Raw genomic sequence first — 14,775 nt, 5'->3', positions numbered from 1 at the left:
CGGCAGAGGACACAGACCACCTCGATGGAACCGATCCTCCCCGCCGCGTGTAGAGGCGGAAGGACACAGGATTGCCGCGGGGTGGAAGTCATGAACATGCGCTGGTGGCGGCTGCTGGCGGTGCCGGTGGCCGCGGCGCTCGTCGTCGTCGGCGGCTGCGCGGTCGGGGGAGGCCGCGATGCGTCGACCAAGTCCAAGGCGGTGGTGGTGCCGCCGGCGCCGCTGCCGCCGGCGGCGCTGCCGCCGGCGCGGGTGGGCGGGCCGCTGGTCGGCGTGGTCTCGAGCGCCAACATGGCGATCGAGCTGGCCCGGCTGGACCCGAGGACGTTGCGGCCCCTGCCGGGAAGCCGGCTCAAGCTGGAGGGGACCTGGCCCATGATGGCGGTCGCCTCCGACCGCTCCATGGCGGTCCTCGGCAGCGAGGCGGGCGACCTCACCGTCGTCGACCTGGTGCACCTGCGCCGGCTCGGCGCCGTGCGGACCGCCGTCCCCGGCGAGGCCGCCTTCGGCTGGAGCTGGGTCGGGCCGTCGCGCCTGCTGCTGATCGGCACCTCCCACGAGGCGGCCACAGAGGTGCTCGCCGTCGACGTCAGCGCCCGCCGCGTGGTCCGCCAGCAGCGCTTCGACGGCGTCGTGCAGGGGTCCGCGCGCCTGCCGCACGGGCTGGCACTGCTTGTCACCCCCGCGAACGCGATCGGCCGGGCGCGGCTGGTGGTGTCGGACGCCGACGCCGGCCTGCGCACGGTGACCCTCGCGGGGATCAACGCCGGCTTCAAGCAGCTCGACGACACCGACGGGTCGGGACCGCGGATGGAGCAGGCCGTGCCCGGGATCGCCGCCGACCCCGCCGGCCGGCGCGTCTACGTCGTCCCGGGCGGCGGACCATTGGCCGAGGTCGACCTGGCCAGCCTGGAGGTCACCTACCATCGGCTCGGGCGGTTCGAGTCGCCGTTGCAGCGGCTCGCGCGCTGGTGGGCCCCGCCGGCCGAGGCGAAGATCATTTCCGGCCCTTCGCGCAACGCGCTCTGGCTCGGCGACGGCCAGCTCGCCGTCACCGGCTACGACGGGTCCGCCAAGGGGCACCACATGGAGATCCCGTCCGGGCTGGAGCTGATCGACACCGCGACCTGGACCGCGCGCCAGGTCGACCGGCACTCGAGCAGTGCCATGCTGGCGGCCGGCAGGCTGCTCGCCTTCGGGACCGCCTTCGGGACGGGCCAGGACGGTGCGAACCAGGGCTACGGGCTGACCCTGTACGGGCCGGGCGACCGCCGGCCTGTGCACCGGTTCGGCGCGACGCAGGTGAGCTGGATCCAGGTCAACGGCGACCTCGCCTACGTCCAGCTGATGGATGCCAACGTCAGCAACGTGGAGGGCTACGCCGTGGTGGACCTGCGCTCGGGGCGTGTGCTGCACAAGGGCACGGGGAACGTTCCCGAGCTGCTGGTCCCCGACCGGGTGTAACGGCCTCAGGCGGGCGCGGGCACGCCGGCCACGGTCTCGTCGGCGATGCGCTCGACGACCGCCTATCGTGGCTTGGCTGCTACCGGCCTGGCCCACAGCTGCCCGGGCTCTTACACCACTTCCGGGACTCTATTGCCCACGCAGCGCTGAGGGCCGGCGGGTGCAGCGCGCTGGTTCGGTAGGGCGCCGCGAGACGGTCTCCGCAGGCCTTTGGGAGCGGCGGCGACACCTGGCTCCCCCCATGGACGCCGGTTCTTGGGCAACGTGGTCGCGGCGGGCACGGCGTACTTGGGGCGGCGGCTGTGGTTGGGGCGGAGGACGGCCGGGGATCAGGTCGTGGGCCACGTCGACAACCCGCCGCCGAGTCGAACGAGCGGCGGTGCGGAGGCACTCGAAGGCGACGGCCGCATCGATGCCTTCCTTGGCCATCAGAATGCCTTTGGCCTGCTCGATCAGCATCCGGCGGTCCAGCGCCGTCTGCAACTGCGCCGCCAGCCGTCCCTTCACGTGCGCGGCGACCGCCGCAGCGAGCAGGCTGGCGACCACCCGGGGCGTAGGCTTGGACGGCGCTGACTTCACGGTCGTCCCAATCCCGGGGTGTTGCCGAGTAGACGCCTAGGGTGCCAATGGGGTCGCCGTCCAGCTCTATCCGTACGCTGAGGGCGGCGGTGGCGGCCAGGCCGACGTGTCCGGCCCGTCTACGTACTGCGATCTCGGCCGGGCCGATGTTGCAGGTGCCCGGGACGTACCGGTTAACCATGGCAAGCCCCTTCGGATGATCCACAACGGTTGCTTGCTGTCAGGCGGGAGCGCAAGAAGCTCGCCACCCGACAGGCGCTGCTGGACGCGGCGCTGCGGCTGGTGGCCGAACGGGGCTTCGAGCAGGTGACGGGTGGAGGACATCAGCGAGGCGGCCGATGTCGCCCCGCGGACGTTCTTCAACTACTTCTCCTCCAAGGAGGAGGCGGTGCTCGGCAACGTCCCGGAGAGGGAGGCCGTGGTCCACCGGATGGTGGTCGACCGTCCCGCCGCGGGAAGGACCAGACCATGACGACCCAGTCCGAACAGCCGGCAGCGGCCGCATCGACGCCGAGCGGCTCCGGAACCTGCTCGCCGGCTGCCTCCCGGACGCCGACCCGCTGGTCTTCGCGGTCGATGTGACCACCTGGCCGCGCCGCGACGCGGCGTGCAGCCCGCAGCGGGGCCACTACTACCACCCCTCCCGCCACTCCGCCGGCCAGCCGGTCATCACCGGCTGGGCCTTCCAGTGGATCTGCCAGCTCAGCTTCCACCGGGACTCCTGGACCGCGGCCGCCGACGCCCGCCGGCTGCACCCCCTGGGCGACGCCGACCAGACCGCCGTGGCGCAGATCCGCGCGCTACTGGCGCGCCTACCCGCCAGCGAGCAGCCACCGCTGTTTGTGTTCGACGCCGGCTACGACTCCGCCCGGCTCACCCTGGACCTCGCCGGCACTGCCGCAGCCGTGCTGGTACGGCTGCGGGCCGACCGCTGGCGTCGAGCTCGTCGACCATCTCGACGACCTCGATGTTCTCGTCGGCGAGGACCTGGTAGACGTTGTCGATCTGCTCAGCCGACAGGTCGACGGGAGCCAGCGCCTCGATCACCTCTTCGGTGGTGATAAAGCCGCGCTCCTTGCCTCGCGCAACCATGTCCTGCACCTGTGAAATCTGGGACAAGGGACTGTCGCTTGGCATCTTGTCCACTCTCTTGCAAGAACGATCCCTGGAACTAATCCCCAGGAGGGAACAATCCGTCAAGAGGCGATCACTCGACCCGAGTATGGCGAGGGTGTGCTCGTCAAGCGGCACCATCCGCTCGCTTGCGAGCTTACCGAGCGGGACGCGCAGCCAGGTGCCGTGGCTGGCGGAGTCGACCAGGCAGTCGAGCTCGAGGTCGAGCAGCTCACCGACGCGCAGCCCGGTGGCCCGCAGCAGCTGCAGCAGTGGACGCCGCGGAGTTTTCTCGTAGTCGCCGTCACAGCATGTGGAAGTCCTAGTTGATGCTTGCACGCTGAATGGGTCGCATGCGAGACTTCAGCCCTGAGGTCCCTTATCTAGCATTGCGCCACAGCCACAAGCCCAGTAGCCCATCAGAAGCTGGTGGAAGCGCCTGTCGTCACAGCGAGCTGATGGGGCCGCAGACGGGGGTGTGGGATGCGATACCCTCGGAAATCCGCATCCCCTTCGGATGACGATCCAGGCTGGGGACCTGCCTCATCTGTCTACTCGGAGACCGTGGCGGTGCTGAGGTTCGGCCGTCAGATGAGGGTGCGAAGTAGGGACAAGATGGGCCACTTCTGGGCCACCTCGCCGTTCGGGTCGAGCGCTCGACCTTCCGCAAGACGTTCCTCACGTGTTCTGTGGCCCGGAACAGGGATGTGGCTTGGGCAGCACAGACGCTTGACACAATGGTTCTCAGGCTGCGTCGGCTTTCGGGGAGCGCCATTTGATGGCGCTGCCCTGTGGCGATTCCCGGAGGGCTAGAAGCTTCCTATCGTGACGGCTTGGCGAGGAGGACGAGATGACCTCCGCAGTCGTGCAGCTCGCTATCGGAATGGTGTTGGTCTTCTTCTTAGTTGGTTCTGCGTGTTCGTTCCTCAACGAACTCGCCGCGGCGATCCTGAACCGGCGGGCTATCCACCTGCAGCGATGGCTGGTCAAGCTGCTTGGACCCGATAAGGACAGCTTTCTTGATCATCCGCTCATTCGGGAGCTTCGAGGAGCCCGTCTTGATCTTCGACGCGATAAACGTGATGCGTCGCAAGGAGCGTCACCGTCCGACGACGCGCCGACCGGCCTCCGACGCCTTCGGTATTCCAAAGTACCGTCCTACGTTTCGGCTGCCACATTCGCGACCACGCTGCTGTCGCTCCTGGGCAGGACCGACAAGGTTGGGGCCACTCCAGCAACAGCCAAAGACTTGAACACTGCGATCAGCAAGGAGCTGAAGGATCCCAGCCTGCAAGCTGTGTTGCGAACCCTGCTCCACGACGCCGGTGGTGATGTCGTGCAGTTCAAGCGGCGGCTGGAGCAGTGGTTCGACGAGGAGATGGACCGGCTGTCCGGCTGGTACAAGCGCCGCACCAAGTGGTTCTTGTTGCTCTGGGGACTCGGGCTTGCGATCGTGCTGAACGTGGACGCGGCGCTGCTGGTCCGGACGCTTTGGACCGACAGCACGCTGCGCGGCGCTGTGGTCGCCGAGGCCCAGCGGGTGGCCACCCCACCCACCACAGCGGCGGGGGCCTCTTCCAGCCCGACCACCACGGTCCCATGTCCCATCCCTGTGTCGGGTACTCCAGCAGGATCCGCGGCCTCCACAACGGCGCCAGACCCCCTTGACTGCCTCACAGCCAGAATTGAGAGCCTCCAGGCGCTACAGTTGCCGATCGGCTGGCCCGGTTGGCCGTTTCAGTCGGTTGTCTACCAAGGTATCGACAAGCGCGCCCCGCACCATCCCGCGGACTGGGGGCTGAAGACCTTCGGCCTGATCATCACCGCGCTCGCTGCGATGCAGGGAGGCCCATTCTGGTTCGACCTGCTCGGAAAGCTCATCAATCTGCGGCTGACCGGCCCGCCGCCCGCCAAGCCGGCGCAGGGCGATCAAGCACAACCCCAGCCCGCCGGCGCTCTCGCGTCTCGGCGAAATCAACCACCGGCCTAGCAAGCGGGCCCGAGCAGAATGGTGTTCTTGGGGTCGGTGCGGCGACCAGGTCGCGCAGAAGAGACGGGAGGGACCGTTCTAGGCGCTGACCGTTGTAGCGATCAATTCACTCTCGGTCGTGTGAGCGACAGCCAATGGGGGGTACATATGGGCTCGTCCACCGCCGGTACGCATGACCCGGCCGCCTCGACCAGCAAGCTTCGGCAAGCCGACTACGCAAATGCTGCGGCCGAGTGCGACGTCATCATGAAGGGCGGGATTACCAGTGGTGTCATCTATCCGCTGGCGGTCTGCGAGCTGGCCACCCGCTACCGGCTCCACAACGTCGGAGGGACCTCAGCGGGGGCGATCGCGGCAGCGGCCGCTGCGGCGGCCGAGCGTGGTCGCCGCCGACGCCTGGCCGACCCGGCATCGAGGGCCGGCGGCTATGGCCGGCTCGCCGAGCTGCCCGAGGAGCTCGGCGCGAAGCTCACGTCGTTGTTCCGGCCCGCGCCGTCCACCCGCTCGCTGTTCGAGATTATGGTCGCGGCCAGCAAGGCCCCGTCACGGCCGGCAGGTAGACAAAGGGTCGAGCTCGGCAAGCGGCTCGGGCCGAAGGTATGGCCGACGATCCGCGCCGTGGTCGGTCAGCGGCTGGGGTGGTTGCTTGTCGGACTGCTCAGCCCGGTTGCGCTCGCCGCCGCGGTCCTATGGCTGGGCGGACCGGCAAGCGTTTGGTCAGCAACGGCTGCGGTCCTGTTCGCCGTGCTGCTCGGCGTCGCGCTCGGGTTGGCGCTCGTCGTGTGGTCCCTCTACCGCGTCCTCGTCAACGACGTGCGGGACAACTTCTACGGCATCTGCACCGGCTATCTCGATGCCGCTGGTCGGGAGCGTGAGGAGGACGTCGCCGGGCAGCCGAAAGCGCTGACTCCCTGGCTGACCGATCTACTCGACGAGCTCGCCGGGAACCGGGACCGACCGCTCACCTTCGGTGACCTGTGGGGCGAGCGAGCCGCCGCCGACTACCGGGCCGCCTCCCAGGCCGAGGGAGGGTTGAGCGTCGCCGAGCAGCTTCGCCTGCGCGCCCTCCGCGAAATCAACCTGGAGATGATGACCACCGACTTGTCGCATGGGCGTCCCTGGCGCCTGCCGACCGACGAGCGCGTGCTCTCGTTTTGCCCTTGGGAGCTGCGCCGGCTGTTCCCGAGCCGGGTCGTCGACCACATGTGCGCCCACTCCAACTGGACCATACGACACCCTGACGGCGAGCCCGACCAGACCGACGTGCGCTGCCCGACCCACCCGGATCAGCGGCTACGGTTTCTGCCGTTGGCGCCCGACCTGCCCGTCGTGGTCGCGGCGCGCATGAGCCTGTCATTCCCGCTCCTGATGAGCGCTGTCGGTTTGTACACGGTCGACTACGAGCAGACCGCCCGGCCGGTCGTGTCCTGCTGGTTCTCTGACGGTGGCATCACCAGTAACTTCCCGATCCACTTCTTCGATGGCCTGCTGCCGCGCCGTCCGACCTTCGGCCTGAATCTGCGTACCTACCCGCCCGATCACCAGGACGAGGACGTCTACCTGCCCGAGCCGATTGGCAGGGTCGGTCGGACTAGCTGGAGGCCGATCACCAACCTGTTCGCCTTCGGGTCCACGCTCCTTGACACGATGCAGAACTGGGCAGACCGGGGGCAGATGGCCCTACCCGGGTTCCGGGATCGCATCGTGCACGTGTCGCACCGGCCGGACGAGGGCGGCATGAACCTGGCCATGGCCCGCGAGCAGATCCTTGAGCTGGCCGCTCGAGGGCAGCGGGCGGCTGAGCTGCTGGCCGGCACTGCCACGGGGCAGCGGTGCTTTGACTGGCAGCAGCACCGATGGACCCGCTACCGCACCGCCATGTCCAAGCTTGAGCAGGGCCTGGACCAGATGGGTGAGGCCTACGCCGGACCGGACAACTACCAACACTTCCTGGCCGCCTACCAGCCCGAGCACTACAGAGGCCGTACTGGGTACGAGCAGGAATGGCAGGCATTTGCCCGCAGCGGCCTGGCCGCGCTACTCCAGCTCGCGGCGACCTGGCAGCAGGGGATGAACCACTACGTCGATGGCACGCCACGGCCCAACCCAGAACTTCGACTGACTAACCGCTTCTAATTCGGGCTGGGAGAGCAAGGGAACCCGACGGCTCCGCCGCCTCCCCCTTGGACCCGGCTCCGCTCCGCCGCGCCGGGTACTGCCGCCAGCCCGCACAGCTCCGCGGCCGACCGCGGCGGTCGCCATCTGGCAGCTCAAGTCACACCCGGTGGGGCCCAGAACATTTGGGCAGGAACGGCCGCGGTGAGACCGACAGCCCCGTGGAGGGAGCGGTCAGCGTGACGGTCTGACAGGACGGCGCAGCGCAGGCTCACCTCCGGCCTACGGATCTGGCGGTTTGGGCATTGGAATCCCTCGCGGTGCGCAGCCGACATCGGCCGCGTTTGATCCGCAGGAACTACCCCCCTGGGCAACCCTTGCACGTACGCGCTGGACGAGGCGAAGGAAGTCTCGCTGTTGACCATCCAGGGGTCCAGGGAGACACTCCGACGTGAACTTGTGAAAGGGGAGGCCGTGTAACACCTGCGGGGTCGGTGGCGCTGGTGGTGTTCACGGCCGGGGTACGGCCGCGGGATCTCGCTGACGGTCCTGGACGAGTGGGTGCTTGAGCGGCTGGCCGAGTGGTGCGCTTCGCGCGGTGTTTCTGATTCGTCGCGGGCCGCGCCCGCCCCAGCCGCCTCCGGCCGATCTCATCCAGATTGCGGCCTCGGCAGTTCCCGTTGCGATCGTCGTCCGCAGTCCCGGCAGGGGCACCCAAGACCAAGACGGACAGCTCCATGGACTGTCCTCGAAGTTTTGGGTATAGGATTTGTGTGCCACCGGGCGTTCGGAGGTGGGATGCTGCGGATTCGCTTCCGTCCCCAGGATCTGGTCCGGGTCCGGTTCATGATCTCCCCGATGGCCGAGACGATCCTGAGCGTGGCCGCGCTCGGGCGCCACGACCCCCAGCCACCGTTCGAGGGCTGGCGGGACGCGCAGCGACGCAACCTCGTGGGCGCCCCGTCGCGTGTCCTGCTGGGCCTGGTGCCGGCGGACTGGCACCCGACGGTGGCCCTGGCCCCGATCGTCGGCGAGCGCCCGCTGTTTGACGAGGAGCTGGAGGCGGTGCTGGCGTTCAGCCCGCGCCCGCTGCAGGCCTTCCTGGCCACGCTGGACTCCCCCGCCCTCACCGCCAGGTGGCTGCCCATGCTCCCTGACGGCGCCAGCAGCGAGCGCCGGCTTGCCCGTGACCTGCTCAGCGACTACCACCGCCGCTGTATCGCCGAGTCCTGGCCGGCTGTCAGGGTCCAGCTGGAAGCCGACGTCGCCTACCGGACCGGCGTGCGCGCCGAGCAGGGGACGGGGGTGGTCCTGGCGACGCTGCACCCGGCAGTCCACTGGAACGACCCCGTCCTGGAGGTGGGCGTTCCTGGCCGCAGCCGCAGCATGGACCTTGGGGGTTGCGGGCTGGTGCTGGTGCCGTCGGTGTTCGCCTGGCCGGACCCGATCGTGCTGCTGGACGGCAACGGCCAACCCGTGCTGCTCTACCCGGCCCGCGACCAGCTGGCCTTGTGGAATCCGCCAGCCCACGACCGTGACGTGCTGGCGGTGCTGCTTGGCGGCACCCGGACGGCGGTGCTGCTGGCCGCCGCCGGTGGGGACAGCACCAGCCACCTGGCCCAACGGCTGGACGTGAGCGTCGCCTCGGCCTCCCAGCACCTGACGGCGCTCCGCAACGCCGGTCTTGTTGCCAGCACCCGCCGGGGGCGGGCGGTCCACCACGACCTCACCCCGCTCGGCGTGCAGCTGCTGCTGGCCTCCGGACGTTTCACCCACAGCTGAAAGGTGACGGTGACGCCCGTCGCGGGCGGCACCAGAATGCTGGTGGCCGCACCTATGTAGGGCTCTGCCATGCCTGTGTCCTGGCGTGGATCCTCTCCGTCGAGACGCTGGATCTCGGCAGTGACCTGAGATCCGGGATGCCCAGGCAAAGGAGATGCCATGGGACGACCAGGGTTTAGGATGTCCCTCCGCTGCATCGTCATGGCTTTGGTGACCCTCGGTGTACTGCTGGCCCCGGCTGGGGGCATGCGGGCGTCAGCCAGCGTCTGCCCGCTCACGTCGCCCGGTGGCAACCCGGCCGTCGTCGCCAACAGCGGTGGCCGGCTCGAGCTTTTCCTGGCCAGGGACGACGGCTCGGTCTGGCATAAATGGCAGACAGCGAGTGGAGGCTGGAGCGGCTGGCACTCGCTCGGGAGTGGCTTTTTCTGCACGATCGCCGTCGGCCGCAATAGCGACGGTCGGCTTGAGGTGTTCACGGTTACGGGCGGCGGCGCCATGTCGCACCGCTGGCAGACCAGCCCTGGGGGAGGCTGGAGCGACTGGGCCGACCTCGGCGGGAGCCTCAGGGCCACCAATCACAACCTCGCCGTCGCCGCCAACGCCGACGGGCGGCTGCAGGTGTTCGCGATCTCAGACCGCATCGACATCCCCGACCACGTGGTGACCAACTGGCAGCGCCCGGGCGGTGGCTGGTTCGGGTGGGCGGACCTGGGTGGCCCGGTCAGCACCTCTCCCGCCGTGGGCAGGAACCAGGACGGCCGGCTCGAGGTGTTTGCAGCCTACGACGACCACGCGGTGTACCACGCCTGGCAGACCAGCCCGAACGGGGGCTGGAGCGGCCTGGGCAGCCTCGGCTCCCCCGTCCTCAACCCCCGCTTCTATGCTCCCGCCGTGTTTCCCGCCGTGGGCAAGAACGCCGACGGCAGGCTCGAAATCTTCGTTCCCGCCTTCACATACCCCAGTCAGCTGGACCGTGCGCTGTTCCGCCGTTACCAGACCACGCCCAACGGCCCGGCGTGGAGCAGCTGGGTCAACCTCGGCGGGGCGACCATCTGGAGCGTGCCGAGCGTGGCCAGCAACGCAGACGGGCGGATGGAGTTCTTCGTGATTCGTGACACCGACCGCAGCATCTGGCACCGCTGGCAGACCGCCCCTAACGCGGGCTGGAGCGGCTGGTACGTCTTCGGCAGCGACCAACCGTACTCGTCGTACCCGGTCTCGATCCGCAACGCCGACGGCCGGCTGGAAGTCTTCGCGGTCGGCTTGAGTGACAACAACGTCTGGCACCGCTGGCAGCGCGCGCCCAACGCGGGCTGGAGCGGCTGGTACAGCCTGGGCCATCCGTGAGCCGCTGGAGCTGGCTCGGCCTAGTGCCATTGCACCGGCACACCAGGGCGCCGGTCAGTTCCGCCGGTCGGCGCTCCATGACGGGCCGGCGGCCATCCTGCGGCGTGGTGGTGCAGCCGCGCCAGCGCGGCATACCCCCACTGCGAACGTGCTCACCGTCGAGTTCCGGGGGAGCCCATGAAGCGGACTCTCCTTGCCTCTGCCCACAGCTCCTTCGACGGCGCAGCGCCACGCCCCATTCCTAGTGCACGATGCGATGTCCCGGGTGAGGAGGGGACGCTTGAAGCGACTGTGGGTCGTCGTCGTTGTCGCCGTCTTGGGCTTGCTGGTGCAGGCAACCCCGGTGGCCGGTGCCGCACCGCCGTTTCATGCCGAGGACTTCACGGGCAGTGTGCTCGCTGCGGTGGGCGACATCATGCCGTCCCCAGGGCAGGCGTCGGACGCCAACGCCCGTGCCGTCCGGTCGCTGATCGATAGTCACAAGCCGGACGCCTACTTCCTGCTGGGCGACTTCCAGTACGAGTGCCCGACCGACACCCTCATGCAGACCCGTTGGGATCCGGTGTGGGGTGATGTGAAGGACAACACCTACCTGGCCATCGGCAACCACGAGTACTGCAACGGCCAGGGGACGGTTGGTCCGCAGCCCTACTTCGACTACTACGGGTCCAGGGCGCGTCCTGGTGGGGCGACCTACCACTGGTTCAAGATCACCCTGCCCAGCCCGCCCAACCCGCCTGGAAGCCAATGGCTGGTGGTGGTGCTGAACTCCTCCTGCCAGGAGTGGGACGGGGCCACCTGGATCACGCCCAAGTGCACCTTCGACTCGGCCCAGGCCAACTGGCTGCGGGACGTGCTGGACCAAAACCAGCACATCCGCTGCACCATGGCGCTGTTCCACGAGCCTCGGTTCGGCACCCCGGCCCCGCACGCCGGCGCCGCCAAGATGCAGACCCTCTGGGATGTCATGGACAACCAGGGAGCGGCCCGTGGCGTGGACCTGGTGCTGTCGGGCCACAACCACGCCTACGAGCGGCTCCGGCCGATGATCTACGACGGGACCATCAGCCCCAGTCAGGGCATCCACTCCTCGATCGTCGGCACCGGTGGTCGGAGCCTCATCAGCTTCAGCGGCAACCCCCACCCGGCACGGGTAGCTGCCGATGATGACCACTACGGCTTCTTGAAGCTCGTGCTGCGCCCGGACGGCTGGACGCAGTCGTTCAAGCGCACCGACGGCTCCAGCTACGACACCGTGTCGATCGGCTGCAACCAGTGAGGGTGATGGCCCGGGAGTACACCGTCCTGTCCAACCTCATGACGCGGTCCACCGACCATGAGACACCACCTGCCGAGGCGCCGTAGACGTCGCAGCAGCAGGACCGCGGTTCACCCCATACCTGCGGCACCTACCGAGCCGCATGGCCTCGGAAACGCTGGAGAGCACGGCGCTCGGCCGTCGATACCTGAGAAGGATGGGTCGGAGGTCGTGGTGGCCGGAGGCATCCACAAGAAATGGGGGTGGCGCCGTCTCAGTGAAGTGAAGCCGGAGCCGGAGCCGCGGCCGCCGGTACCGGGTTCAGGCCTGTGATGGTCATCGGCCCCGCCGGTTGGCAGCCGTGCTGCTGGCCGCCCGGCGCTCGGCCGGGCGGTGCGACGCCGGCCGGGCGGTGCGACGCCGGCCAGGGCGGCTGTAACAATGGTCTCGATGGATGATGTCGACACGCCGCCCGAGCCGGAGCTGCTGGCGTCGGCCCGCCGGGGTAACTCGGCGGCCTTCGAGCGGCTGGTGGCGAGCTACCGGGGTGAGCTGTACGCCCACTGCTACCGGATGCTCGGCTCGGTGCAGGACGCCGAGGACGCGCTCCAGGAGTCGCTGCTCGGCGCCTGGCGGGGCATGGCCGGGTTCGAGGGTCGTAGCTCGCTGCGCGCGTGGCTGTACCGCGTCAGCACCAACGCCTGCCTGCGGCTGATCGCCCGCCGTCCCCGGCGGATGCTCTCGCTGGACCACGGCCCGCCACGGCGGGACACCGACGATCTCGGTGAGCCGGTGGCCGGACCGGTCTGGCTGGAGCCCTGGCCGGACGAGGTGCCGGCGAGCGAACCGGGCGACACCGACCCGGTGGCGAGCTACCTGCGGCGGGAGTGCGTGGAGCTGGCCTTCGTCGCGGCGCTGCAGCATCTGCCGGGTACCCAGCGCGCGGTACTGATCCTGCGTGAGGTGCTGGAGTTCTCCGCCGCCGAGGTCGCGCGCATCCTGGACACCACGCCTGCCTCGGTGAACAGTGCGCTGCAGCGCGCCAGGAAGGCGGTCGACCAGCGGGTGCCGCGTACCGCGCAGCAGGCCGAGCTGGATGCCCTCGGCGCGGACGGCCGGCGCGAGCTGGTGGACGCCTTCGTGGTCGCCTGGGAGCGGGCCGACGTGGCGGCCATCCTGGAGTTGCTGGCGGAGGACGCCAGGTTCACCATGCCGCCGCTGCCCGCGTGGTTCCTCGGCCGCGAGGACGTCGGCCGGTTCTTCACCGAACGGATGTTCGCCACCCTCTGGCGGTTGGTGCCGATCCGGGCGAACGGGCAGCTGGCCTTCGCCTGCTACCAGGGCGATCCGGACGGCGACCGGTTCCGGCTCGGCGCGGTCAACGTGCTGAGCCTTCGCGCCGGACGGATCGTGGAGATCGCCGGGTTCCTCGACCCTGGCGTGCACCGCCACTTCGGACTGCCCGAGGAGCTACCCGACGGAGTGGATCGTCGCTCGGAGCGATGAGTTTCGGGTCGGTGGCGACTCTCAACCCCTGAGGCGTGCCGAGGGTGCACGCCCGGGAGGGTTCCTTCATGGTGCTCGAGGCATGAACGCGGAGTGGCGGCTGGTCTAGCGGCGGGCGGCGAGGCAGACGATTGCGACGTCGTCGGACAGTTGGCCGCCGTTCGCGGCCTGCACCGTGGCGAGCAGTCGGTCCAACAGCTCCGTGGGCTGGGGGTGCTGGCCGGCGAGCGCCGTGACGGTGCCCACAAGACGTTCGATCCCGAACCGCTCGGTCGTGCCGGGTCCGTGGCGGCCTTCGACGAGCCCGTCGGTGTAGCACAGCAGCAGCCATGGCCGCTCCAGCGTCAGGGTGCTTGACGGCCACGGCTCGTCATCAGCTGCGTCGATGCCGAGCGCTGGGCCGTGAGGGACATCGAGGACCCTGGCCTGGCCAGCGTCAACGAGCAGCGGCGGGGGGTGGCCGGCCAACGCGATCGTGGTCTGCCGCCGGTCGGGACAGACCCACACGCAGGCGACGGTTGCGAACAGCTCCTCGGTGCGCCGCTCGCTGACCAGCACCTGGTCCAGGCCGGCGAGCAGCTCGGCCGGGCCGTGCCCGGTAAGCACCATCGTCCGCCAAGCAACCCGCAGCGCCACCGCGACGCCCGCCTCGTCCGGCCCGTGCCCGGCGACATCCCCGACCAGGGTGGTGATCGTGCCGTCGGCCAGCCGGAGCGCGTCGTAGAAGTCGGCGCCTGGGAGGCCACTGAATTATGCCGATTCTGGGTCGCGGCGACTGGCCTTGGCGGGACCTGGGTGGTGACGCTGGGGGTTCCGTGGCCTCGGGTCGGCTTGGTGGGCGGCCGGTTGGCCGCCCTTGTGCAGCCCCCGGGGTGGGCCGGCACTTGGGCCTGGCTGGGCTGGCGTCTCAGGTGGTGGTCAGCGCCCAGATGCCGTCCCGGCGGGTGAGGCCACGGCCGATGAGGTTGCGCAGGTTCAGGGCGGCGGTGCGGCGTTTGAGCCAGGCGTTGTTGGTGGCGGTGCCCAGGTAGCGCAGCCTCAGGCGGCGGCCGCCGCGGCTGGCGAGCTGGGCGATGACGCGCTCGACGTTGGGCCGGTGCCGCCGGTAGCCCTCCCGCAGGTCGGGATCGTCGGCCCAGTCGCGGCGGGCCTGACGAAGCAGGTCGTCATGGTCGCCCAAGACAATCTTGCGGCCGGTGGTGGAGGTGGTGCACCGCCCACGCAGCGGGCAGGCGCCGCACAGCGCGCCGAAGGTGGCAACCCCGGTCGCGCTGACCGGCCGGGTGATGGCGTTGGGGCAGGTCACCGTGCCGGCCTTGGGGTCAACGGTGAAGTCATCGACGGTGAACCCACCCGCCACGGCGGCCGGCAGCGGCTTGGGCTTGAGCACCGCGGCGTGCCCGGCCTTGGCGATCGCGTCGCGCAGCTCCCCGGTGCCGTAGGCCGAGTCGCCATACCACTCGCGGGTGCGGGTGTCGTTGTCGGTGGCGTGCTGGCCGGGCTGGATGGCGTGGGTGGTCTCGGCGGCCAGGAAGCGCTCGGCGACGGCCGGGTCGGAGTTCTCCGACCCGGCGGCCCGGGTCAGCTCCTCGTCGGTGATGATCCCGGTCCCCGGTTCGGC

At 69.5% G+C, this 14,775-nt stretch carries 11 protein-coding genes and 1 pseudogene; 9 read left to right on the top strand and 3 right to left on the bottom strand.

Annotated features, from left to right (window positions below):
* Nucleotides 1-90 precede the first annotated feature (90 nt).
* The 3 genes and pseudogenes from VG276_09010 (at nucleotide 91) to VG276_09000 (ending at nucleotide 2,434) form a co-directional block, all read left to right on the top strand.
* Nucleotides 91-1,464 carry a hypothetical protein gene (locus tag VG276_09010; protein HEV8649532.1) on the top strand — a complete coding sequence of 458 codons (1,374 nt, stop codon included), beginning with the start codon at nucleotides 91-93 and terminating at the stop codon, nucleotides 1,462-1,464.
* A gap of 336 nt (nucleotides 1,465-1,800) precedes the next feature.
* Nucleotides 1,801-2,037, top strand: a complete 237-nt coding sequence (locus VG276_09005) for a hypothetical protein (GenBank protein ID HEV8649531.1) — start codon at nucleotides 1,801-1,803, stop codon at nucleotides 2,035-2,037.
* A 216-nt stretch (nucleotides 2,038-2,253) separates the two neighbouring features.
* A pseudogene (locus VG276_09000) lies at nucleotides 2,254-2,434 on the top strand (TetR family transcriptional regulator).
* Between the two features lie 482 nt (nucleotides 2,435-2,916).
* Here the strand turns inward: VG276_09000 and VG276_08995 are convergent.
* A complete protein-coding gene (locus tag VG276_08995) occupies nucleotides 2,917-3,180 on the bottom strand; it encodes an RNA polymerase sigma factor region1.1 domain-containing protein (protein HEV8649530.1) in 264 nt (87 codons plus the stop codon).
* 826 nt (nucleotides 3,181-4,006) lie between these two features.
* On the opposite strand from VG276_08995, the gene VG276_08990 reads away from it, so the two are divergent.
* From VG276_08990 to VG276_08965, 6 genes are all read left to right on the top strand, one after another.
* On the top strand, nucleotides 4,007-5,146 hold the full coding sequence (locus VG276_08990) for a hypothetical protein (protein ID HEV8649529.1): 1,140 nt from the start codon (nucleotides 4,007-4,009) through the stop codon (nucleotides 5,144-5,146).
* A 147-nt stretch (nucleotides 5,147-5,293) separates the two neighbouring features.
* On the top strand, nucleotides 5,294-7,282 hold the full coding sequence (locus tag VG276_08985) for a hypothetical protein (protein HEV8649528.1): 1,989 nt from the start codon (nucleotides 5,294-5,296) through the stop codon (nucleotides 7,280-7,282).
* A 777-nt stretch (nucleotides 7,283-8,059) separates the two neighbouring features.
* Nucleotides 8,060-9,043, top strand: coding sequence for a DUF5937 family protein (locus VG276_08980; protein ID HEV8649527.1), 984 nt, complete (start codon nucleotides 8,060-8,062; stop codon nucleotides 9,041-9,043).
* Between the two features lie 159 nt (nucleotides 9,044-9,202).
* A complete protein-coding gene (locus VG276_08975) occupies nucleotides 9,203-10,390 on the top strand; it encodes a hypothetical protein (protein HEV8649526.1) in 1,188 nt (395 codons plus the stop codon).
* 280 nt (nucleotides 10,391-10,670) lie between these two features.
* Entirely contained in the window at nucleotides 10,671-11,669 is a 999-nt protein-coding gene (locus VG276_08970) for a metallophosphoesterase (protein ID HEV8649525.1), read from the top strand.
* A 429-nt stretch (nucleotides 11,670-12,098) separates the two neighbouring features.
* Nucleotides 12,099-13,154 (top strand): sigma-70 family RNA polymerase sigma factor, encoded by a 1,056-nt coding sequence (locus tag VG276_08965; protein ID HEV8649524.1) that lies wholly within the window; start codon nucleotides 12,099-12,101, stop codon nucleotides 13,152-13,154.
* A gap of 105 nt (nucleotides 13,155-13,259) precedes the next feature.
* Here the strand turns inward: VG276_08965 and VG276_08960 are convergent, their stop codons facing one another.
* Nucleotides 13,260-13,847 (bottom strand): PP2C family protein-serine/threonine phosphatase, encoded by a 588-nt coding sequence (locus tag VG276_08960; protein ID HEV8649523.1) that lies wholly within the window; start codon nucleotides 13,845-13,847, stop codon nucleotides 13,260-13,262.
* 214 nt (nucleotides 13,848-14,061) lie between these two features.
* Nucleotides 14,062-14,775 (bottom strand): transposase (locus VG276_08955; GenBank protein ID HEV8649522.1); only part of this gene is annotated, 714 nt, incomplete at its 5' end.

It is taken from the genome of Actinomycetes bacterium (assembly GCA_036000965.1).
Taxonomy (GTDB): Bacteria; Actinomycetota; CALGFH01; order CALGFH01; family CALGFH01; genus DASYUT01.
This window is presented reverse-complemented; position numbering and strand designations above follow the sequence as displayed.